General features: G+C 45.0%; 17 protein-coding genes. 9 read left to right on the top strand and 8 right to left on the bottom strand.

From position 1 onward, the window contains the following. Nucleotides 1-20: 20 nt before the first annotated feature. Nucleotides 21-1,007, bottom strand: a complete 987-nt coding sequence (locus tag NM125_RS09635) for an alpha/beta fold hydrolase (protein ID WP_255134692.1) — start codon at nucleotides 1,005-1,007, stop codon at nucleotides 21-23. Between the two features lie 148 nt (nucleotides 1,008-1,155). Here NM125_RS09635 and NM125_RS09640 point away from each other — a divergent pair, with 148 nt between their 5' ends. From NM125_RS09640 to lepB, 8 genes are all read left to right on the top strand, one after another. Next, a complete protein-coding gene (locus NM125_RS09640) occupies nucleotides 1,156-4,740 on the top strand; it encodes a T9SS type A sorting domain-containing protein (RefSeq protein WP_255134693.1) in 3,585 nt (1,194 codons plus the stop codon). 158 nt (nucleotides 4,741-4,898) lie between these two features. Then, nucleotides 4,899-5,609 (top strand): ABC transporter ATP-binding protein, encoded by a 711-nt coding sequence (locus NM125_RS09645; RefSeq protein ID WP_255134694.1) that lies wholly within the window; start codon nucleotides 4,899-4,901, stop codon nucleotides 5,607-5,609. Further along, nucleotides 5,606-8,158 (top strand): FtsX-like permease family protein, encoded by a 2,553-nt coding sequence (locus tag NM125_RS09650; RefSeq protein ID WP_255134695.1) that lies wholly within the window; start codon nucleotides 5,606-5,608, stop codon nucleotides 8,156-8,158. The genes NM125_RS09645 and NM125_RS09650 overlap by 4 nt, the downstream gene beginning before the upstream one ends. 12 nt (nucleotides 8,159-8,170) lie before the next feature. Further along, on the top strand, nucleotides 8,171-9,349 hold the full coding sequence (locus NM125_RS09655) for a lipocalin-like domain-containing protein (RefSeq protein ID WP_255134696.1): 1,179 nt from the start codon (nucleotides 8,171-8,173) through the stop codon (nucleotides 9,347-9,349). A gap of 231 nt (nucleotides 9,350-9,580) precedes the next feature. After that, complete coding sequence (gene hisE / locus NM125_RS09660) at nucleotides 9,581-9,931, top strand: phosphoribosyl-ATP diphosphatase (RefSeq protein WP_255134697.1); 351 nt, start codon at nucleotides 9,581-9,583, stop codon at nucleotides 9,929-9,931. A 173-nt stretch (nucleotides 9,932-10,104) separates the two neighbouring features. Further along, nucleotides 10,105-11,910 carry a translation elongation factor 4 gene (lepA, locus tag NM125_RS09665; RefSeq protein ID WP_255134698.1) on the top strand — a complete coding sequence of 602 codons (1,806 nt, stop codon included), beginning with the start codon at nucleotides 10,105-10,107 and terminating at the stop codon, nucleotides 11,908-11,910. A gap of 5 nt (nucleotides 11,911-11,915) precedes the next feature. Then, the gene (locus tag NM125_RS09670; protein WP_255134699.1) at nucleotides 11,916-12,500 is read left to right on the top strand and encodes a hypothetical protein; all 585 of its coding nucleotides are present in this window, start codon (nucleotides 11,916-11,918) and stop codon (nucleotides 12,498-12,500) included. A gap of 11 nt (nucleotides 12,501-12,511) precedes the next feature. Further along, complete coding sequence (gene lepB, locus NM125_RS09675; RefSeq protein ID WP_255134700.1) at nucleotides 12,512-13,615, top strand: signal peptidase I; 1,104 nt, start codon at nucleotides 12,512-12,514, stop codon at nucleotides 13,613-13,615. A 132-nt stretch (nucleotides 13,616-13,747) separates the two neighbouring features. Here the strand turns inward: lepB and rlmN are convergent, their stop codons facing one another. Continuing rightward, nucleotides 13,748-14,857, bottom strand: coding sequence for a dual-specificity RNA methyltransferase RlmN (gene rlmN / locus NM125_RS09680; RefSeq protein WP_255134701.1), 1,110 nt, complete (start codon nucleotides 14,855-14,857; stop codon nucleotides 13,748-13,750). A 74-nt stretch (nucleotides 14,858-14,931) separates the two neighbouring features. Here rlmN and NM125_RS09685 point away from each other — a divergent pair, with 74 nt between their 5' ends. Then, nucleotides 14,932-17,922, top strand: a complete 2,991-nt coding sequence (locus NM125_RS09685; protein WP_255134702.1) for a T9SS type A sorting domain-containing protein — start codon at nucleotides 14,932-14,934, stop codon at nucleotides 17,920-17,922. 65 nt (nucleotides 17,923-17,987) lie between these two features. Here NM125_RS09685 and NM125_RS09690 read toward each other — a convergent pair whose 3' ends face one another. The 6 genes from NM125_RS09690 to NM125_RS09715 form a co-directional block, all read right to left on the bottom strand. Further along, on the bottom strand, nucleotides 17,988-18,500 hold the full coding sequence (locus tag NM125_RS09690) for a Spy/CpxP family protein refolding chaperone (RefSeq protein WP_255134703.1): 513 nt from the start codon (nucleotides 18,498-18,500) through the stop codon (nucleotides 17,988-17,990). 1 nt (nucleotide 18,501) lies between these two features. Next, nucleotides 18,502-18,831, bottom strand: coding sequence for a hypothetical protein (locus NM125_RS09695; RefSeq protein ID WP_255134704.1), 330 nt, complete (start codon nucleotides 18,829-18,831; stop codon nucleotides 18,502-18,504). 3 nt (nucleotides 18,832-18,834) lie between these two features. Continuing rightward, entirely contained in the window at nucleotides 18,835-19,464 is a 630-nt protein-coding gene (locus NM125_RS09700; protein WP_255134705.1) for an RNA polymerase sigma factor, read from the bottom strand. A gap of 62 nt (nucleotides 19,465-19,526) precedes the next feature. Then, nucleotides 19,527-20,018, bottom strand: coding sequence for a Spy/CpxP family protein refolding chaperone (locus NM125_RS09705; RefSeq protein WP_255134706.1), 492 nt, complete (start codon nucleotides 20,016-20,018; stop codon nucleotides 19,527-19,529). An 89-nt stretch (nucleotides 20,019-20,107) separates the two neighbouring features. Continuing rightward, nucleotides 20,108-20,836, bottom strand: coding sequence for a M48 family metallopeptidase (locus NM125_RS09710; RefSeq protein WP_255134707.1), 729 nt, complete (start codon nucleotides 20,834-20,836; stop codon nucleotides 20,108-20,110). A gap of 16 nt (nucleotides 20,837-20,852) precedes the next feature. After that, on the bottom strand, nucleotides 20,853-21,488 hold the full coding sequence (locus NM125_RS09715) for a peroxiredoxin-like family protein (RefSeq protein WP_255134708.1): 636 nt from the start codon (nucleotides 21,486-21,488) through the stop codon (nucleotides 20,853-20,855). Between the last annotated feature and the right edge of the window lie 73 nt (nucleotides 21,489-21,561).

A 21,561-nucleotide genomic window follows, 5' to 3' on the forward strand; every position in this document is an offset into this window, starting at 1 on the left:
TCTGATGTGCTAATAATCTTTTACTCGTTCCCTTCAGCTTGTTCAGGCCAACTGCCTTCAAAGAAAGTTGTAATCGCTTGCAGGGTGAAGTCGGGATTATCAGAGAGGCTTCCTTTATCGGCTTCAGGAACCAACAGTAACCGGCTATTTGGGATTATTTCCGTCCACCTGCGCTGGCTGGATAGTGCAAGAGTATCCTCCTTTCCGTAAACCACGAGAAGCGGGGCGTTAAAGCCTTTTAGTTTTTCGGTGTAATCCCAGTTGCCAAAGAATGCCGGTGCAAGCTGAGCGGTATATTGGTAGTAATACTTAACAGCTTCGGACGGTGCATCGCAGGTTGAACCCCGGTGAGAGGCGCGTTCACCCCGCATTATGGCTATTTGTTTGGAAAGCTGTTCATATTCCCGGCATGTTGAAACGGGGTCATCGGCACTCCCTTCCAGCAGGCTTGCTAAAAGGGCTGAAGCTCTGTTAGTCAATGAAGTATCAGAAATAGGAGGTGCCTGTTGAGCTTTAGCCCGATAATACTCCCCCATTTCTGCCCGAACCGGTCCGGTTGAACCGTGAAAGACAACACGGTTTAAGTGTTGAGGATATTTGATGGCATATTCTGCTAACAAAATAGATCCGAATGAATGGGTAAGTATATTCATGGAATCAAGGTTAAAATACCGGCGTACAGCTTCCAGGTCTTCCACAAAATATTCCGGTTTTAATCGGGTGGTATCTTTCGGGAGCGTAGATTTTCCTCCACCTCGTTGATCATAAAAAACGAGGGTGAAATTATTAGCCAGTGGCTCAGCAGAAGGTAAAAAAGAGTTGATTCCCGCTCCGGGTCCTCCGTGAAGGATAACAAGCGTGTCACTGCCCGAGCCCAATACCTGATAGTAAAGCTCGGCTCCGTCATTCGTTTGCACAAACCCATCTCGTGTTTCTGCTTCCTTTTCAATTTGGCTACAGGAAATGAAGCAGGTGAAGATAATCCCTATAAAAAGGAGCCGGTTCATGTGCATGAGTATTTGGGGTTGGGAGTCAGATCAATAAAAGGTAATCAATTGAGCGGTTTTAAAATTGACCCACGTATGTAAGAACGAGAGACAGGATTAAAATACTCAGTTCTGCCTGTCATCATAAACATTAACCAATTTAGTGCAAATGAAAACACGAGATACAAATCATAAAAAATCAATCAATGAGAGAAAGGGATTTACCCGAGGTAAAAGCTTTAATTACATTTTTTCGGCCATACTAACGCTTCTTATAGTTGCAGCTGCTCCCTATCAGAGTTGGGCACAACAGGGGAGCCTGACGCTGGATGGCGATGGTGATTATGCCACAGCCGGTGACAGCCCTTCGCTGGATATATCAGGAACCAGTATCACCCTTGAAACATGGGTTAAGCACGACGGAGAAAGCGATGACGATGCTTTTTTAATCAATAAGGCTTTAAGTGGCGATGGGTATCGCTTGCAGCTTTATGGTGAAGGGGATGAAACCTATGTTCGGTTCGTGATTGGTGATGTAACCAATAACGGCCCGGCAGTTTTTTCAGAAACCGGGGTGCCTGCAAACCGTTGGACTCATATCGCGGCTACGTATGACGGGCAGTTTCTGAAGATTTACATCAACGGTGAACTGGATGCCACTTCTCAGGAAGATCGAACAATTGATGCCAACGATGCGAGTCTAACGCTGGGTGCAAATGCATCATTGACCGGTAATTTTTTAAGCGGTGAGATGGATGGCGTACGAATCTGGAGTACGGTGCGAAGCGCGGCTCAAATCGGAGATGTCTACCTGGAAGAATTGACAGGAAGTGAGTCCGGGCTTGCAGCTCTGTATCAGTTCTCCTCTTCAAGCGGTGGGAACGTGAGCGACTTGGCAGGTTCAAATACTCTTACATTAACAGGGGATAATGCAGGTATTGCAAGTCCCGGAGCCGTGCCTATTGCCCCCAATCTTTATACCCATAATGGGAATGGTCAGGCTGAGCTGACCTGGGATGAACGTCTGGGTCCGAATGATGAAAATCAGGCGTCAAGTTTTAAAGTATATCGTTCTACAGCCCCGGATGGTAGTGACCGGACGGAAGTAGCTACGGTATCTTCAGGAACGACAGAGTACACCGATTCAGGCTTAAGCAATGGCCAAACCTATTTTTATGAAATCACAGCTATTGACGGTTCAGCCAGCGAAAGTGATTTCTCGAATATGGTAACGGCAACGCCCTATGCAACGATGGGTGGAGGAAGCCTGCATCTGACAAAAAATGCATATGGATTGGTTTCAGACCGTCCATCACTGGATATCATTGAAAAGGAAGTGACCGTACATGCCTGGATTAAACATGACGGGCAAAGTGATGAGAATGCTGTAATTGCTGTAAAAGGCTCGACCGGAGACGGCTATGTACTTCGTTTGGATGGAGAAGGTCAGGCTCCCAATCTTGCATTTGCTATCGGTGATATCATCAATGGTGGGCCGACCATTGTATCCAACTCGAGTATCCCGGCTAACCAATGGACGCATGTAGCCGGAACATATGATGGCAACGATCTCAAAGTTTATATAAACGGAGAGCTTGACAATACCGAACCGGAAGACCGAACTATTGACGGGAACGACTTCGATCTGTTTATCGGTGCTGATGCGGCTGCTTCCGACCAGTTCTTTAGCGGACATATTGATGAGCTGGGAATTTGGAGCATTGCCCTGCAGCGTCAGGATATCGAGGACAACTTTAACAAGGAATTCATCGGGAATGAGGAAGGACTTGAACTCTATTATCGCTTTGATGATGCCGGGAATTCAATTGTGAAAAGTATGGATACCAATCATACCGAAATGGAAAAAGTGCCGGTTAGCGGAACTGTTCAGGTTTTAGCTCCGGGTGTATTCCCTGTGGCACCCTACAGTTATGCATTAGCTGATACTACATCAGCGGAGGTTTCTATAACAAACCGGGCATTCAATGTACCGGTCAGCCAAAAAGTTTACCGATCCACCCAACAAAATTTAAGTGATCGCAGTGAACTGGCTTCAACTTCCACATTCAGTTATGATGATGGTAGCTTGACGGCAGAAAACACTTATTATTACCAGGCAACAGCGATTAATGCAGACGGTCAGGAAAGTGATTTCAGTCACCCAACACCGGTCAGAGCTTCTGCTTATGAAGCCGGAAACGCACTTAAGCTGGATGGCGATCTCGATTACGTTCGCCTCGATGATCGTAATTCGTTAGATGGCTATGAACAATTGTATGTTAATTTTGAAGAAACCATGACGGTGGAAGCCTGGGTGAACCATGATGGCAATAGCGATGAAAATGCGGTTATTGTTCAAAAAGGAGCAACCGGTGATGGATACCGACTGCGCCTTGAAGGTACAGGAAGTTCGGTAGCCGCTTCATTTACGATTGGCGATATTACCAATGGCGGGCCGCGGGTTACAACCAATTCCAGCATCCCCGCAAACCAGTGGACACACATTGCGGCTACCTACGATGGAACCGACCTGAAGATCTATGTAAATGGCTCACTCGATGCCACCGACAGCGAAGACAGAACTATTGATCCAAACCCACAGCCACTTTTAATAGGTGGGCCAAATGCGCTGGATGGTAACTTCTACAGTGGAGAATTGGACGATATCCGTATCTGGAATGTAGCACGCACGGAATCCGAAATTGCCGATAATTTCTATAAAGAATTAATGGGCGACCACGAAGACCTGATTGCTTATTTCCGCTTTGATGAAAACCAGGTGGAAGGTGAAACAGCCGCTTCTGATATCACTTACAGTTCGGCCCGAAGAGCAATGAGTGGTACCCTGAGTGGAGATGCTACTTTTGTGAACTCCAATGCATTGAGCAGTCAACCCGTGGTAGTAAATCCGATTTCTGAAATTACCCTGGATGAAGATTTCGGAACCTTTGTTGCAGCTGATCTGGACACGGTTTTTCAAGACGATGACACGCCAAATCTGAGTTACTCCATTGTTGTGCCATGTCATATTGTGGAAGCGGAAGTTCAGAATGATACCAGTCTGGTTTTCACTTCTCTCGAAAACATCTTTGGAACCGATACGCTAACCGTGGAAGCAACCGATGGAGCTACAACAGCTCGTCAGTCTTTCATCGTGCACGTGGAGTCAGTGAATGATTTACCGGAGCTGGCCGGGTTTGAAAATGACCTTCAGGTTCCGGTAGACGGAGAACTTACAGCTGATATGTTTGCCCGAACTGCAGACGTAGAATCGGCTGATACGGCACTGACTTTTACCTTTGCAGTAGATACATCCGGAATCAACGTTGACTTTGATGGGCAGATGCTCACGCTATCACCAAATGGTGATTTCGATGGAACAGGGACACTCGATATCGAAGTGACCGATGAGGACGGAGGGGTGACCTCCGTAACGGTTGGCGTTCAAATGGTAACTGATACCGACATCACGGATGAGAACGGAGTGCCGGAAGCGTTTGACCTAGCTCACAATTATCCGAACCCGTTCAACCCAACTACCACCATAAAATATGCACTTCCGGAAGCAGCGGATGTTCAATTGACGGTGTTTAACTCAATCGGACAGAAAGTAGCCGATCTGGTAAATACCCGACAGGCTGCCGGTACCCATCAGGTAGATTTTGATGCAAGTCAGCTGCCAAGCGGGATGTATATTTACCGATTGAAAGCCGGAGAATTTGAGCAAATTCGCAAAATGACGCTGGTGAAATAAATTCACAATAAAAATCTAATCTCCCTCAAAGCGTCTGCTTAACCGGCAGGCGCTTTTTTTATGAGAAACAGTTAATTCACGATTCTTCAGGAACACTGGTTCAGGAAGTGATGTTAAGCACGAAATTAAATGATCTGAAACGGCTTAATTAAAAATAGATGCCAAATACATCACATATTCAGTTACAAAACCTGACTAAAAGTTATCAGGAAGGAGATAAAAATCGCTCTGTACTCGACCGGCTGAACCTGTCGGTAAAAGAAGGAGAGATGATAGTGCTGCTTGGCCGGTCCGGTTCAGGAAAAAGCACCCTTCTCAACATGGTCAGTGGAATCGATAAGCCTGATGAAGGTAAAGTGATAATAGGCGGAACCAATCTGGCCGGGCTTGGCGAAAAGAACCGGACTCTTTTCAGGCGCAACAATATCGGCTTCGTGTTTCAATCGTTTAACCTGATTTCGACACTCACAGCTCATGAAAACGTGCTATTGCCCCTGAAGCTGAAAGGAGCAACGGATGACGAAACTTTGAACAAAGCTCAGAAATTTTTAGATAATGTGGGTCTTGGTGACCGGGGCAACAGTTATCCTGATCGTCTCTCCGGCGGGGAGCAGCAGCGGGTAGCTATTGCCCGCGCCCTGGCTCACGAACCCATTCTGATTTTAGCTGATGAGCCCACCGGCAACCTGGATTACGAAACCGGCCAGCAGATACTGGATATCCTGAATAACCTGGTTCGTAAAAACGGCCGCACCATCATCCTTGCCACTCACGATCGTGATATCTGTAAAATAGCTGATCGCGTGTTGGAACTTCGGGGTGGGAAATTGCGCGAAGTGGAAGATGCAGCCGAGATGTTGGTGTCATGAGTAGTTCAAAGAAATCAAATCTACTGTGGCTGTCCAGCCTTAGGTTTTTATTGCGCCATCCCTGGCATTTTGCGCTTTCTATTTTAGGTGTTGCATTGGGTGTAGCGGTAGTCGTATCCATCGACCTGTCTAACAGCAGTGCTGAAAAAGCATTTGAACTGTCAACGGCTGCTGTAACGGGTAAGGCTACTCATCAGATTCGCGGGGCTGCGGAAGATCTTTCAGATCAAACGTATCTGGATGTACGGATCAAAGCCGGAGTCAGAAAATCAGCCCCGGTAATTGAAGGCTATGCTCAGGTAGAAGGGATGAACCGAACGTTTCAGGTGCTTGGGGTTGACCCGATTGCTGAGGCTCCGTTCCGCGATTATGCAAGCCAGCAGGCCGGCATCGAATTATCCGAGTTTATAAGTGGCGCTAACACAGGGCTGGTTGTGCAGCAAGTGGCGGAACAATTGAATATAGAAGTCGGTGATTCAATCCGTGTTTTTGTAGGAGGCCGGCCATTTGATGTTCAGTTAATCGGATTGATTGAGGCAGAAGATGACCGCAGCCAGCAGGCCTTGGAAAGTCTGTTGGTTGTAGATATAAGCACGGCTCAGCGCTTGTTTGATATGCCGGGTAGCCTAACCCGAATTGATCTGATTCTCCCTCAGAATGAACAAGAAGCGATAAAAGATAGCCTTCAGGCTGTATTACCTGAGGGAGCCTCAATTGTACGTTCAGAATCCCGAACGGAAACTGTGGAGCAAATGACCCGGGCTTTTGAGTTCAACTTGCAGGCCCTGAGTATGCTCGCCCTGCTGGTGGGGATGTTTCTGATTTATAATACCATGACCTTTTCGGTAGTACAGCGTCGTCCTTTAATCGGCCGACTTCGTGCATTGGGGGTAACTAAATCTGAAATCTTAACCACCGTACTCAAAGAGGCATTACTCATTGGCTTTCTGGGAACCGTAGTAGGAATTGTGGCGGGGATATTCCTGGCGCAGGTATTGGTGAAACTGGTTACTCAATCTATTAACGATTTATATTTTGTATTGTCCGTACAGGAATTGTCTATTGGGTTGTTCCCGCTGGTAAAAGGAGTGGTGCTTGGATTAGGAGCCACAATGATTGCCGCATTCTGGCCGGCAAGAGAGGCTTCGGAAGCTGAAGTATCCACAGTGTTGAGGCGATCTTCCAATGAGTCAAAAATTTCGTCCCGGATATTTCCTATTGCATTATTAGGAGTGATGATTGGCTCCGGTGGAGGATTAATCCTCCTGATTCCAAATGGAGGGATAGCAGCCGGCTATTCTTCTCTGCTTTTTATGATTGTAGGGTTTTCACTGCTTGTCCCACTGATTATCGTTGGGTTAGCAAAACTGCTGCGTCCGATTCTTGGAAGCATAAGCGGGTTGATCGGGAAGATGGCAGTACGTGGTGTAGTTACCGAACTGAGCCGGACATCGGTAGCCATAGCTGCGTTAGTGGTTGCCGTAGCGGCAACCGTTGGGGTTGGGGTGATGGTGGACAGTTTCAGAACCACCGTTGTTTCCTGGCTGGAGGCTCAGCTTCAGGCCGATGTATATGTACAGCCGCCCAGCTCGGTAGCCCGGAAAGCCGATGCCACACTGGAGCCTAAATTAGTAGATCTGCTCCGCGAAACAGAAGGAGTTGGAGATGCCAGCACCGTCCGAAGTGTTGAAGTTCGCACCAATAATGGAACTGATAATTTGGTAGCAATAGATCAGGGAGAAAAAGCAAGGCAAGCTTATCAGCTAAAGTCAGGTGCTAATGATTTTTGGCAGCAGTTCACTCAGGAAAACATCGTGATGGTTTCTGAAGTATATGCCTATCGGAATAGCGTAAACCTTGGAGACACGCTGACGATTGAGACCGATGCAGGAAATCAGCACTTCGCGGTTCAGGCCATAAATTTTGACTACGCCTCAGACATTGGCACAATCACAATAAGCCGAAATATCTATAACCAATTCTTCGATGACGATGCCGTCTCAGGCTTGGCATTGTATGCAGAATCGGGAGTGGAAATAGAGGCTTTAGTAGAGAGGTTGAGAGAGAATTCCGCCGGCATGCAGGAAGTTTTTATACGTTCCAATAAAGGATTGAGAGAAGCTTCCATCGAAATTTTTGATCGAACATTCACAGTAACGATTGTCCTCAGAATGCTGGCTATTTTGGTAGCTTTTATCGGAGTTTTATCAGCATTGATGGCACTTCAACTGGAGCGTTCACGAGAACTGGCTGTATTGAGGGCCAACGGAATGACGCCCGGGCAGCTGTGGAACTATGTGGTGACCCAAACCGGTGTGATGGGAATAATGGCGGGGTTGCTGTCAGTGCCACTTGGTATCCTCATGGCCTATGTGTTGGTATATGTAATTAACCTTCGCTCTTTTGGCTGGACGCTCCAGTTCATGATTACCCCAGAAGTTTTGATCCAGGCTGTTGGTCTTGCTGTGGTAGCGGCTTTGCTGGCAGGAATTTATCCATCCTGGAAAATGGCACAGGCAAATCCTGCAGATGCTCTCAGAAATGATTAACAAAGAATAGTTATGAAGAAAATTATTTGGATAGCAGCAATAGCGATACTTCTTGCCGGTGGTAGCTTTTACTTTTTATCTCAGGATGATAAAGAGATTACCGCCTCCGTCTCGGTTGCAGAAGCCATGGGAGGTGGAAATGAGGAAGGATACCTGAGAGCTACCGGTCCCAGGGAGTTTATTTTTCCGGATGATCATGGCCCGCATCCGGGTTACCGCACCGAGTGGTGGTATTACACCGGTAACGTATTCACGGAAGAAGGCCGGCAGTTTGGCTACCAGTTTACCATCTTCAGGAGCCAGCTTAACCCGCCCGATAGCAGTGAGGCAGGAGCCGCTCAGGGCGAGGATTGGAACACGGATCAGCTTTATCTGGGCCACTTTGCCATTTCGGATGTACAAAATGAAAATCATGTTTTTGATGAGCGATATAGTCGTGGTGCAGCGGGTTTAGCCGGCGCTCAAGTCGATCCATTCGAAATTTGGCTGGAGGACTGGCAAATTACCCGTGAGAACGAAGAAGGTAGTGACGAAAAGAATTTCCCGACTCGTATTAAGGGTACTATGGAAGATGGTTCAGCAATTAACCTGGTTGTGACACCGACCAAACCACTGACTCTTCAGGGAGAGAAAGGGTACGACAAGAAGGGACCCGGTGATGGAAATGCATCTTATTATTTGTCCTTTACCCGGATGGATGCCCGTGGAACCATCACCATGAATGGCACAGAGTATGATGTAAAAGGGCAAAGCTGGATGGATCACGAGTGGAGTACTTCAGCTTTGGGAGAAGATCAGGAAGGCTGGGACTGGTTCTCTATTCAACTTTCAAACGGCTATGATTTGATGTATTACCAGCTGCGCAATGCCGATGGCTCGGTGAGTACATTTACCACCGGCTCGCTGATTGATCCCGAGGGAAATAAGACCGCCATCAATCCGGGGGAAGTAAATCTGGAAGTATTGGACCAATGGGAAAGTCCGCACAGCGGAGCTGAGTATCCTTCTGAATGGGTGCTGGAAATACCGCGAGAAAATCTTCGGCTTGAATTGGCAACGCTCTTCGACGATCAGGAAATGGATGTTTCGGTGCGATACTATGAAGGGACTCTATCAGTAAACGGCGCTATGAACGGGGAAGAGGTAAGCGGACAGGGGTATATTGAGATGACGGGGTATGGGGAAGATTAGGGGTTAAATTCCAATGACCAGTGACCAGTGACCAGTGACCAATGACCAATGACCAATGACCAATGACCAGTGAAGAATGTCGAATTCTAAATATGAATTGAAAATTTGGAGCTTGGAGCTTGGAACTTGGAACTTGGAATTTTAAAACTTTACCCCAGTATTAAATTTTAGAAAACCCATTGTTTAGGTGGCATAAAATGGTGAACTTCACACCCGCAAATAAAAGCATACATGAGTTTAGAAATGGCTGATATTAAAACACTGACAAAAAAGGACTTGAAATTTCTGATCGAGCTGGAAGAATTACTGTACGACAGAAAGTCTGAAATGCCGGATGGTTCCTATACCACCTCCATGTATAAAAAAGGCATTGATAAAATTGCCCAGAAAGTAGGAGAGGAAGCCGTTGAAACCGTTATCGCTTCAAAAAATACTAAGGATAAAGAGACGATAAACGAAGCAGCTGATCTGATTTTTCACCTTATGCTATTACTTGCCGAAAAAGAAATTCCTCTTCATAAAGTCATTAAAAAACTTCGCAAGCGCCACGACAAAGGCTCTCACAAGCATATCGGAGAGTAATTTCTGTAATCGTTAGCCGTTAACCGGCTGAATTTATTGGCAGAGAGCGCTCCATTTTTTAGTGAACGCAAATAGGGATTAATTAAATACGATTTCCCGGATAACGAAATTTTAACAGCTCCTGCCTTCTTTGTATCTTTATTGATTAAAGTGAGACGCACCGAATTCCGCACATGAATAACATTCGAAACTTTTGCATCATTGCCCATATTGACCATGGGAAATCAACCTTAGCAGACCGACTCCTTCAGCTTACCGGCGCCATCAGCGAGCGGGAGATGAAAGAGCAAATGCTGGATGACATGGATTTGGAGCGCGAGCGTGGCATCACTATTAAAAGTCACGCCATCCGAATGGATTACAAAAGTCCGGATGGTAACGACTATATCTTCAACCTGATTGACACCCCCGGCCACGTTGATTTTGCTTATGAAGTATCCCGTGCTCTAAAAGCATGTGAAGGTGCTATTCTCGTTGTTGATGCCGCTCAGGGAATTGAAGCCCAAACCATTTCAAACTTATACCAGGCAATCGATCAGGATCTGGAAATCATTCCGGTGTTGAATAAAATTGATCTGCCCGGAGCTGATCCTGAAGGTGTGGGGCAGCAGATTGTGGATATGATCGGGTGTGAATATGAGGACATTCTTCATGTTTCAGGGAAAACCGGAGAAGGAGTGGATGCGCTTCTTGAGGAGATTGTAAAGAAAGTGCCGGGTCCCAAAAGAGAAGAAGAAAAACCGCTGCGGGCACTTATTTTTGATTCCGTTTTTAATACCTATCGTGGTTCGGTGGCATATGTTAGGGTGATGGAAGGTGTGCTTCGAAAAGGGGATCTTTTTAAATTCATGTCTAACCATGAGGAGTATAATGCCGAAGAGATCGGCTACCTGAAAATGAAGCAGGAGCCCACCAAAGAATTGCATGCCGGGGAAGTAGGCTATGTGATTGGTAGTGTGAAATCACTGCAGGATGTTCGCGTAGGTGATACCATTACCAAAGTAGATAATCCCGCCAAAGAACCCATTCCGGGTTACCAGGAAGCAAAACCCATGGTGTTCAGTGGAATTTTTCCGACGGACTCCGATGACTTTGAAGACCTTCGCGCTGCCCTTGAAAAGCTTCAGTTGAACGATGCTTCCCTGACTTATGAACCGGAAACGTCCAAAGCTCTGGGTTTTGGGTTTCGGGCCGGATTCCTCGGACTTCTGCATATGGAAATTGTGCAGGAACGCCTCGATCGTGAGTTCGATATCGATATCATCACCACGGTTCCCAACGTGCAGTACGAAGTGGAGCTGGTTGAAAGCGGTGACCGGATTGAGGTAGATAACCCAAGCCAGATGCCCGGTGCCGGCGATATCGAAGCTATTTATGAGCCGTACATTAAGGCGAGTATCATTACCCCGGCTGATTACATCGGCCCGATTATGAAGCTGTGCCAGGAGCGGCGGGGGATTTACGTAAACCAGCTGTTTATGCAAAATAATCGGGTGGAAATTACGTATGAACTGCCAATGGCCGAGGTTGTTTTTGATTTCTATGACCGGTTAAAATCCGGAACCCGCGGATATGCCTCTCTGGATTACGAATTTATCGAATACCGAAAAGGTGATCTTGTGCGTTTGGACATCATGCTGAACGGCGACCAGGTAGATGCATTGTCAAGCATCACCCACCGCGATAAGGCCTATTACCTCGGACGTAAAGTTTGTGGGAAATTAAAGGAACTTATTCCTCAGCAACAGTTTGAAGTAGCTGTACAGGCGGCTATCGGAAACCGGGTGATTGCCCGTGATACCGTTCGCGCGATGCGTAAAGACGTTACCGCGAAATGTTACGGTGGCGATATCTCCCGTAAACGAAAGCTGCTTGAAAAACAGAAAGAAGGTAAAAAACGAATGAAACAGGTAGGTACGGTTGAAATACCTCAGGAAGCATTCCTCGCCGTGCTATCTATGGACGAAGACGACAGATAGGTTTTATGCAACGATTGACGAAACAATTCTTTTTCTTTTTTGTAATGATGGTGATGATATCCACGGCTGCCCAGGCGCAGTTCGAAGAGCCGGATATCAAAAAAGTAAGCAAAGAAGCGCGGGCTGAATTTCAGTCTCGCTTTGCAGATATAAAATGGACCGGACAGGGATTTAATTATAACGAACTGGACCGAATGCCGGCTATTGAAATTCGTGCCGTTCTGCAGGGTGCGTATGGAGATCCGACACAGAAAGTGGAAGATATCATTGAAAAAGATGGATACTTACGGGATGGAAAATCCATACAGTTTGAATATTGGTTCATCATTGATGGATATATTCCGATGATGGTGCTGGACCTGGAAGGTCCGTTTGATGATGGGCTGGTGTATGTAGGAGCCAGCCGTTATGTGGATTTGATGCCGCAGGTGAAGCGAACGCTAACCAAAGAGTTGCGGGAAACATCACCCAAAGAATACGTTGACTACTTTTATTCACCGGAAAGGGGACAGTGGTATAAAGTTTCCTATGAGGCCGGAGAATACAAGAAAGAGGAAATCAAGAAGCCCTCTCATATCAAAACAAAATAAATACCCGGAACTTGGAAGAAAATAAAAACCCCGAAGAGCAGGGATTAAGCTCATACTGGAAGAAAAGGAAGGACAAAAAGGAAGAAGAAAATAAAAAAGCTAAGTCATGGCTCCGTGAGTGGGTAGACGCCATTGTATTTGCTTTTATTGCAGCAGCTATTCTTCGTGCATTTCTGTTTGGGTCGTACAAAATTCCCACCCCTTCCATGGAAAAAACCCTGATGACGGGCGATTTGCTCATCGTATCGAATGTAACCTACGGCCCCAGAACACCCATGGGATTGTGTGTTCCGTTTTTACAGGGATGGTGCGTGCCCGGCGTTCAGCTTCCGTGGACCAGACTGCCCGGTTTCCGGGACGTAGAACGAAACGACATTTTTGTATTTAATGTACCGTGGGAAGTGAAGCCCGTATCACAAAAAACCAATTACATCAAAAGAGCCGTGGCTATTCCCGGCGATACCATTTCGATACAGGATAAAATTCTGTACATCAACGGAGAAAAATCGGTTCAGCATGAAGGCGTACAGCGACATTATGTGGTGCGAATGGCAGAGCGAGTCCGCCTCAGTAACGCCAAAATGGAATCGGTTGGCGGAGAGTTAATCGGTTACACCAATAACAACACCTATGTAGTGAACATGACCGATGATGTGGCTGCTACAGTGGGAAGTTGGGCCGAAGTGGACACCATGTTCCTGAATGTAACTCCGGAGGGAAGTGTAGACCGGAATTATGTGCAAAGTCAGGGTGATTTCTCAAGGGCGTTCAGCAATTCAGATCAACTCCCCGAAATCGTTATACCTTTTGAGGGGCAGGAAATTCAGATCAACAATGACAACTGGTTCATTTATAAAGACATTATTGAGCGGTACGAAAAGAACGAACTGAGAAGAGAAGGCGGAACGATCTTCATCAACGGGGAAGAGACGAATTCTTACACCATTAAGCAGAACTATTACTTTGCGATGGGTGACAACCGGGATAATAGTCAGGACTCCCGTTTCTGGGGCTTTGTGCCCAGCGATCATGTTATTGGAAAAGCATCCATTGTATGGTTCTCCACCGATAACTGGGTGCCACGCTTCGAGCGAATTTTTACGATGATTGATTAAGGAGGGAGGAGTCGGCACTCAAAATACAGGAGCCAGAATCCTGCATTCTGAAGTCCCACTCTTCTAAAACTATTACTCTCGTTCCGGACGCTCTGCGTCGGAACGGATGGTGCTAAAGAAAAGCCCCCTTAACTACTTCGCCATCGTTTTACCTTTGGGAGCTCCTTCCCGGATAGCAAGCTGACCGCAACCGGCGTCAATATCATCGCCCCGGCTTCTTCGAACCGTTGCACGCACATCATTTTTGATCAGTTCACGCATAAAGTTGTCCAGCCGATCTTCTCTTGCACGCTGAAGCTCCACACCGGCCACATTGTTGTACATAATAATGTTCACCTTACTGGGTACCCACTTCACAATTTTGGCTAAATCACGGGCATCCTGCGGACTGTCGTTGAAGTTATCAAACAACAAGTATTCGTAGGTGATGGAACGCTCAGTGGCTCTGTAATAATATTTAACAGCGTCTTCCAGGCTCTCGAGGTTCATAGAACTGTTAATCGGCATGATCTTATCACGCTTAACATCAGTGGGTGCGTGCAGGGAAATAGCCAGGTTAAATTCTTCCTGATCATCTGCCAGTTTCTTAATCTGCTTGGTAAGCCCGACAGTAGAAACCGTAATTCGTTTAGGGGAAAGTTCAATACTCAGCGGATCCGAGATAATGTGGGCTGAATTGGTGATGGCTTTATAGTTGTGCAGCGGCTCGCCCATTCCCATATACACAACATTGGTGATTTTCTTACCATACTTTTCTTCGGCCAATTCATTGATGTATTGTACCTGATCCACAATTTCACCGTGCGTAAGGTTGCGGAATAGCCCCATCTTACCGGTTGCACAAAAAGCACAGCCGAATACACATCCCACCTGTGATGACACACAAACGGTGAGTCGGCGAGCGGCACCGTCAGCAAAAAAGTCCGGGATTAATACGGCTTCAACTTTATAATCTTCTTCAGGATCGTTCAGGTTAAAAAGAAACTTAATGGTGCCGTCTTTACTTTCCTGCTGCTGAACCGGTTTAATGCGGTTGATAGTGGCGATCTCCCTCAGTTTCTCTCTCAGGTCTTTAGACAGGTTGGTCATGTCTTCAAAATCAGACACTCCTTTTTGGTACAGCCATTGGAAAATTTGATCGGAGCGAAAGCTTTGCAAGCCCAGCTCTTTACAAAAATGGGTAAGCTCTTCTTTGGTTAATGCTTTAAGGTCGGTTTTTTGGGCGGTTTCAGTCGTATTCATAGGCTTCCAAGATACGCAATAATCGCCCGAACATCGACCAACTTGCAATAAACAAATAAAAGTGTAGCTTAATTATGCAACAAAAAATAAGTTGCATAATATCAATTACAAACAGGGGTACTAAGATGAATACGTCAAGAATCGTACTTCTGCTGTGTTTTTTAGGAGCTTCAGTTGCAGTCAAGGCTCAGAATAAGGTCGACACAGGAGAGGTCATTAAAAGCGAGATAAGTGTAAATAAAACAAGCCATTCTTTGTTTTATCAAAAAAGTAACTCGGCTTTGGTGTTGGAGCCGGGCTTTAGAATAGGTGGTAGTCCTTATCCTAATCCGGAAAGAAATTTCCTGCCATCTAACAGTATAAGTTATGCAGGAGATATAAATGGGGATAGTAAGGCTGATTTCTACTATACAGTTTTTACAGCAGATGAAACAACCGATGACCCGACGGATCAAATTACTAAGATGGTGATATTATATGGTTCTGATAATGGTATATCTGAGGTAGACAGTGATTTAGTAAGGGATGGATTCAGTTTTGCAGTAGATGTTACCGGAGATGGTGTGCCCGAAGCAATCAGATACGAAGATGATGTATTATATCTGGTGGTTGACGAATCAAGCGGGGATTTGGATATGCTGATTGATTTAGAGCTAATTGACAGAAGCATAGCTCTGATTTATAATTCTCCGGGTGATTTTAATGGTGATGGAAATAGAGATATCATTGTATATGATAATAGTACCATCTTTCCAGCCGAAGAAAGTGAAATCTATATTATAAATGGGTCAGATAGCCTGGCTGGTGTAAGGGTAGATACATTAAGTATTACAAACGGAGTTAACTATCGTTACGATAAAGTTACCTACGGTGATGTTGACAACGACGGGACCGTTGAACTTATTCAGGTTTCAAGCTTAACACCTGACATACAAAGTACATTTGGATTGATAAGTGTATATCAGAAAAATATGTCAGGAGGTCTGGATTTGGTTTCTTCTGATACCTTAAGTCCTTCATTTTTTTCCTCCTATATTTCAATGAGGTCTGGAGAAATAGGCCTTGTTGATTTGAACGGGAACTCAAACCTGGAGCTAATTATATCAGCAGATGATCAAGTAAGAATCTTAGAGCTGGACCCAACAGCTGGTGAGTATTATTCCGAAAGTAATACCAACGCTGAAGTATATGAAGCGGATGATTTTGCCATAATAAATGACTTCAATGATAATGGTACGAAAGAGTTACTGGTAATAAACAGTGAGAATGTGCTATTTGTTGAGAGTGATGCAGGGTTAAATCTAACGGATACAAGTCTGCCAACGCAGGCAGGAGACATTACTGGTTTGCCGAATAATCCTACAGAAAACCGAAACAGCGGTGGGGATGTAAATGGTGATGGAATAGCGGATATAGTTGTTAGTTTCACTAACCCTGATAATGAAGTCCGTGGTTATCGCGTCCATTTTGGCAATGTTTCCGGCTCACTTACAGATTCGGCTGAGACATTAGTTGTAGATCCATTTCTGGTGGATACTCCTCATTATGTATTTAATGCCGGTGATTATAATCATGACGGAGAGGATGATTATGGAATTGTTTATGATGTTTCAAGTGATGTCTATGTATTTTTTGGAGGAGGAGCTTTTGTAGATGATCCGCAACCGGATTTGATTTTTGATTTCAATAAAAGAGAGAAAGTCTATTTGCCGGGAGTTGGTGATTTTAACGGTGACGGTAATAGTGATTTACTGATTTCAAAAGGCCGCTCTGATTTAGACGCGAATGACGCACGAGTGGACGTATTCTTTGGAGGTACATCTGCTGATAATGTGGCTGATCATACTATCAATTATACAGACTTGTATCCTGATACCGTTGGAAATTTGGGGAATGTACAAGGTATCGGCGACATCAATAATGATGGATTTAGTGATATAATGATTACGTCAGAGCAATTTCGGGAAAATGCTCATATTATTTTTGGAGGCTCTTCAATAGGGAATCAAAATGATATAGAGTTAGGTTATTTCCCATTCAATTTTACAAAGCTTGGCGATTTTAATGATGATGGCATTGATGATTTTGCAACCACATCTAATAATGTGATTTATATCCATAGCGGTTTTGATGGGCCAGGGGGGAGTAGTTTTGATTCTGACCCCATGGTGACTATTCCAGTTGTTTTTCAGCAACAGCAATTCAGTTTATTTGCCCAAACTATGACCCACGGTGACTTTAATGGAGATATGATTAATGATCTGGCAGTAACATCCGTATTCCATCGGGATTATTCCACCGGTTCGACTAAAGGAGCTGAAGCAATACGCATTTATGCAGGATCTTCAAATCCGGATTCTTTAGTAGATGGAAGAATTTTTATCAAGGCATCCGATTATGCTTCATCAACAAATACAAGTGAATTGGATACTCTGGATAGTAGTTTAGGATCGATAGCTGCAGTTCCTGATCAAAATGGAGATGGAAAATCAGAACTAATCTATGCAGGCTACGGATTTAGTACTACGAATGCCGGAATTTATTATGGTGGGAACCTTGATACAATGGGTACTAACATAGCTGTGTTCATGGAAGCGCCAAATCCGGCTGTTGGATTGAGTCCACATACCAACTTCATTTATGCAAGCAGGGGAGCACCGGCCGTTGGTGATTTCAATGGAGACAATAAAAACGATTATTTACTCCCACAGATAGATGAGTTCAATTACCCGGTTGACCCGGTTTATATATATACATCAGGTCAGTTTATGGTTGGAAATGAAGAGTCTGTCGCGGACATAAGCAGTTTTAGCCTCAATCAAAACTATCCGAATCCATTCAATCCTTCTACCAGCATAAGTTATACACTGCCAAAGAACGGATCAGTGAAATTGCAAGTATTTGATGTGACAGGAAGGCTGGTTTCTACCATTGTTGATCAGCGGCAGGCTGCCGGCTATTATTCATTAAGTTTTGATGGTTCGAATTTAGCGAGCGGCATTTATTTCTACCGGTTGAAAACTGCTAATCAAACAAAAATCCGGAAAATGACATTGATCAAGTAGTTAATTTTGATCAAATAAAAACCCCTGATTATTACTTCAATCAGGGGTTTTTCTATGTATAGAATTCACCGGTTTCTATGCGGCATTGGCATATTATCACCTTTTCGGTCATGTATAAAAGTCTCCCTCATCAACTGCTCAAAGCGCTCCTGCTGCTCGTTGTTGAGAATTTCCTTCATGTCCGTCATATGCGTATAAAACATATTTTCAATAATGCTGTACTGGTTGGTGAGTTCAGTTAGAATAGAGTCTCGCTTTTGGTCATTATTGGCTTCATCGCTCATTATAAAATCGAAATAGGCACGCCGGTCCACGTTAAGCTCCTTTCGTAGTACACGCATCTCCTGATAATGAGATTTGCGCAGGGCCGACAAGGAATCCGCCTGGGCATCGGTAAGCTGTAGCTCTCGCTGCATGTATCGATGAATGACATTTGGATTTCGATCATTGTCACGAAAACTCTTTCCGTCGCGGTCACCTGACTTTTTAATCCAGATAGTGGTAAGCAGTGCGGCGTTGAGCAGTACCATTACAAGAAAACCGGTTAACGCCCACTTAAATTTGGTTTCAATTTTCATGTCACTCTTCCTCAAAGGTTTGGTAATAATTATTGTCAAAGGATTGATAATCGGACGCCAGCTGCTCAACAACTTCGGTTCGGGTAGTGGCAGTAGTATCAGAGGCTGGGGCGTATTGGGAAATCGAAATCAGGTTTAACACCAGCATGATGAACACAGCCGCAGCGGCAAAGGCTACACCAAAGCCGGAAGATTCCTTGACCTTGCTACGCTTTTCAAGCCGTGCTGAAACCCGGCTGTAAAAGAAATCATCGGTGGTGGCGCGTTCTATACCGTCCAGCGATGCCAGGGTTTTCTCTACTTCCCGATCTGTGTGGTTTTGATTTTTCATGATTCAATCCATTTCATTTTGTTGATAGTAGTCATACAGCTGCTTCTTCAGGTTTTCTTTTCCACGGTGAATGAGTGATTCAACCGCCGGAACACTTACGTCCATCACATCGGCTACTTCCTGGTAGCTTAGTCCTTCCACTTTCTGTAAAGTGAAGGCCACCCGCTGACGTTCAGGCAGCTTTTCAATTTCATTAAATAAAGTCGCAGCCCGTTCTTTGTTCTCGAGCTTTACACCGGGGTGCATATATCCCGATTTATCTTCTTGCTCGTCCGGCTCACTGAAAACAGAACCAATGGCTTTAAAGAAACCCGATCTTTTTTTTCGTTTTCGATATCGAATCAACTCCAGGGATTTGGTAACGGCAATGCGATATATCCAGGTCGAAAGCGCCGCATCTTCGCGGAAATCGCCGATAGAATCGAACACCTGAATAAACACTTCCTGTGCCACATCTTCCGCATCGTGCGGATTTCGTAAAAACCCCAAGCAGGTGTTATACACCTGATTTTTATGTTCGTTCACCAACTGCTTAAAGGCAGATTCATCGCGGCGGTTAAGCCGTTCAATATATTCAGAATCTTCGATGGAACCGGTTTTAGGGTTTTTATTTGATGGTTTTGATGCCTGCATTATAGTTACCAAAAGGCTTAAATAAAATGCAGGGAAATCAATCCCCACATTTAAAATACTAACTAACGGTTTGCTCCCATGCGGGAAAATCGTTTTTGCATGCGCAGATGCAGATTATCAAACTTTACGCGCTGATCATCGGTGAGTAGTTCGCGGATTTGTTGCCGGTGTTCTACCCGGTTTGTGAGCATGGTTTTGTTTAGTTCAGAAATTTCACCAATTACTTCCTGAACTTCGGCCTCATCATACTCATCAGCTACGGTAAGTGTGCGAAGCTTGGCATGGGCTTCCTGAAGCTGAGTTTTCAGCGGAAGCATTTCCTTTTGTCCATTCAGATGAATTTCCTGAATCTGTTCTTTTTGCTCATCACTGAGGTCAAGCATGGCCATGACTCGTTGATGTTGCTGGCCCTGGGCATTTCGTTTTTGCTGAAACCGTTCCACGCGTTCGCCGCGATCACGGTCTGGATTCTTAAATCGTTGTTGCCCGATGGCGCTCACAGATAAGCTCAACAATAAAGCGGTTACAGCGAAAGATTTAACTAAGGTTTTCATGATATATCTCCTGATATAATTTTGGGTTCACTTACTTAGATGTCGGTAAGGGAAAAAACCTTCGCTAAAAACTTCAGTTTGAAAAGAACTTAACAGTCTGAGATTTGAGACTTGCCATTCAGTTCATTTTTAAGGGATTTCCAGTTGGGCAGGAAACGGCTCATGAAACCGTAAAATCGTTTGTTGTGCAGGCGCTCCAGCAAATGCACCATCTCATGGACAACTACATACTCCAGCAGTTCCGGGCGCTTTTTGGCCAATTCCAGGTTCAGCCAAATTCTGCGGGCACGAATGTTACAGGTTCCCCACAGGGTTTTCATGTGCTTCACCCCAAACTCTTCCACCTGTACGCCCATTTCAGGCTCCCATTTCTCGATAAGCTCCGGAATTTTTTGCTTTAATTTCTCCCGGTACCACTCTTTCAGTATAGAAGTTCTCTTTTGTTGATCGGTTCCGGGGCGGACGAATAACTTCAGTTTAGTACCATCAACCAAAACTTCCGGTGGTTTATTTCTTTCAACTACAACCAGCTCAAGGTCCTTTCCCCAAACAGGGTGTAGCTCACCGGTGGTATATTTTTGCGGTTGAGGCTTAGGCTTTTTCCTGTACTTAGCAAGGTGTTTTTGAATCCATGGAAGCTTGTCTTCAACAAAGGTTGCTACTTCCGAATCAGAAATACGCCGGGGGACGGAAATCCTTACCCGGCATTCGGCAGGATAAACCCGAAGGTTCAGGTTTTTAACATTTTTCCGAAGTACAACTACCTTAAGGCCGGATACATCCAGTTCACTTTTACTGTACAGTTTATGCCCGGCCATTCAACAGTTGCCTTGCTTATTCTTCGTAATAGGTTTTAGCTGCGGTAAGTAATACATCGCCATCAATACGCTCTTTGTAATTTGGATTCACATAATTGAACCGGACTATCCCATCGGTATTTACAATGTAAACAGCCGGGGCCGGTAGCAGATGGTGATCATACCCTGAATCTCCTTCAAGGTCAATACCTATGGACTTATATCTCTCAACAGTTTCAGTATCTACCTTAAAAGCTAAGCCAAAGGCCTTGGTTGCATTCATGGGGCTGTCGGAGAGCAGGGTATATCCCAATTCGTTTTCATTGAGCGTGGCTTTGAGTTTTTCGGGACGATCCGGGCTGATAGCTAAAATTTGATACCCGATTTCATATAAATCATCTTCAATTTTTTTAAGGTCAGCAAGATGTCGGCTGCAATAAGGGCACCAGCCGCCTCGGTAAAAAACCAATATGGAAGGCTGTTCGTACACTTTATCACGGAGACTGACCGTCTCGCCATCAATATTCTTTACGGTGACATCAGGGATTTCTGAGCTGATCAGCAGTGGTGTTACTTCATTGGCGCTGGCGGCATAATCCTGAGCCTGCAGAAAAGGCATTGATAGAAAAGAAATAATGAATGCTGCGAGGGTTGTTTTAAGGTAAAAATTCATGAATTACCGTTAGTTGGGTTAATATTTCTTTAAAGACGACCTGAATGGAACAATTTCTTACTCAATCTCCTTC

Source organism: Gracilimonas sediminicola, from assembly GCF_024320785.1.
In the GTDB taxonomy this organism is placed as follows: Bacteria; Bacteroidota; Rhodothermia; order Balneolales; family Balneolaceae; genus Gracilimonas; species Gracilimonas sediminicola.

Bases quoted from the DNA above. Each gene is read 5' to 3' on its own strand.
- lepA (WP_255134698.1), top strand. From the start codon at position 10,105: ATGAATAACATTCGAAACTTTTGCATCATTGCCCATATTGACCATGGG.
- NM125_RS09655 (WP_255134696.1), top strand. From the start codon at position 8,171: ATGAAGAAAATTATTTGGATAGCAGCAATAGCGATACTTCTTGCCGGT.
- NM125_RS09640 (WP_255134693.1), top strand. From the start codon at position 1,156: ATGAAAACACGAGATACAAATCATAAAAAATCAATCAATGAGAGAAAG.
- NM125_RS09695 (WP_255134704.1), bottom strand. From the start codon at position 18,831: ATGAAAAATCAAAACCACACAGATCGGGAAGTAGAGAAAACCCTGGCA.
- NM125_RS09645 (WP_255134694.1), top strand. From the start codon at position 4,899: ATGCCAAATACATCACATATTCAGTTACAAAACCTGACTAAAAGTTAT.
- NM125_RS09670 (WP_255134699.1), top strand. From the start codon at position 11,916: ATGCAACGATTGACGAAACAATTCTTTTTCTTTTTTGTAATGATGGTG.
- rlmN (WP_255134701.1), bottom strand. From the start codon at position 14,857: ATGAATACGACTGAAACCGCCCAAAAAACCGACCTTAAAGCATTAACC.
- NM125_RS09690 (WP_255134703.1), bottom strand. From the start codon at position 18,500: ATGAAAATTGAAACCAAATTTAAGTGGGCGTTAACCGGTTTTCTTGTA.
- NM125_RS09650 (WP_255134695.1), top strand. From the start codon at position 5,606: ATGAGTAGTTCAAAGAAATCAAATCTACTGTGGCTGTCCAGCCTTAGG.
- NM125_RS09700 (WP_255134705.1), bottom strand. From the start codon at position 19,464: ATGCAGGCATCAAAACCATCAAATAAAAACCCTAAAACCGGTTCCATC.
- NM125_RS09635 (WP_255134692.1), bottom strand. From the start codon at position 1,007: ATGAACCGGCTCCTTTTTATAGGGATTATCTTCACCTGCTTCATTTCC.
- hisE (WP_255134697.1), top strand. From the start codon at position 9,581: ATGAGTTTAGAAATGGCTGATATTAAAACACTGACAAAAAAGGACTTG.
- NM125_RS09715 (WP_255134708.1), bottom strand. From the start codon at position 21,488: ATGAATTTTTACCTTAAAACAACCCTCGCAGCATTCATTATTTCTTTT.
- NM125_RS09705 (WP_255134706.1), bottom strand. From the start codon at position 20,018: ATGAAAACCTTAGTTAAATCTTTCGCTGTAACCGCTTTATTGTTGAGC.
- NM125_RS09685 (WP_255134702.1), top strand. From the start codon at position 14,932: ATGCAACAAAAAATAAGTTGCATAATATCAATTACAAACAGGGGTACT.
- NM125_RS09710 (WP_255134707.1), bottom strand. From the start codon at position 20,836: ATGGCCGGGCATAAACTGTACAGTAAAAGTGAACTGGATGTATCCGGC.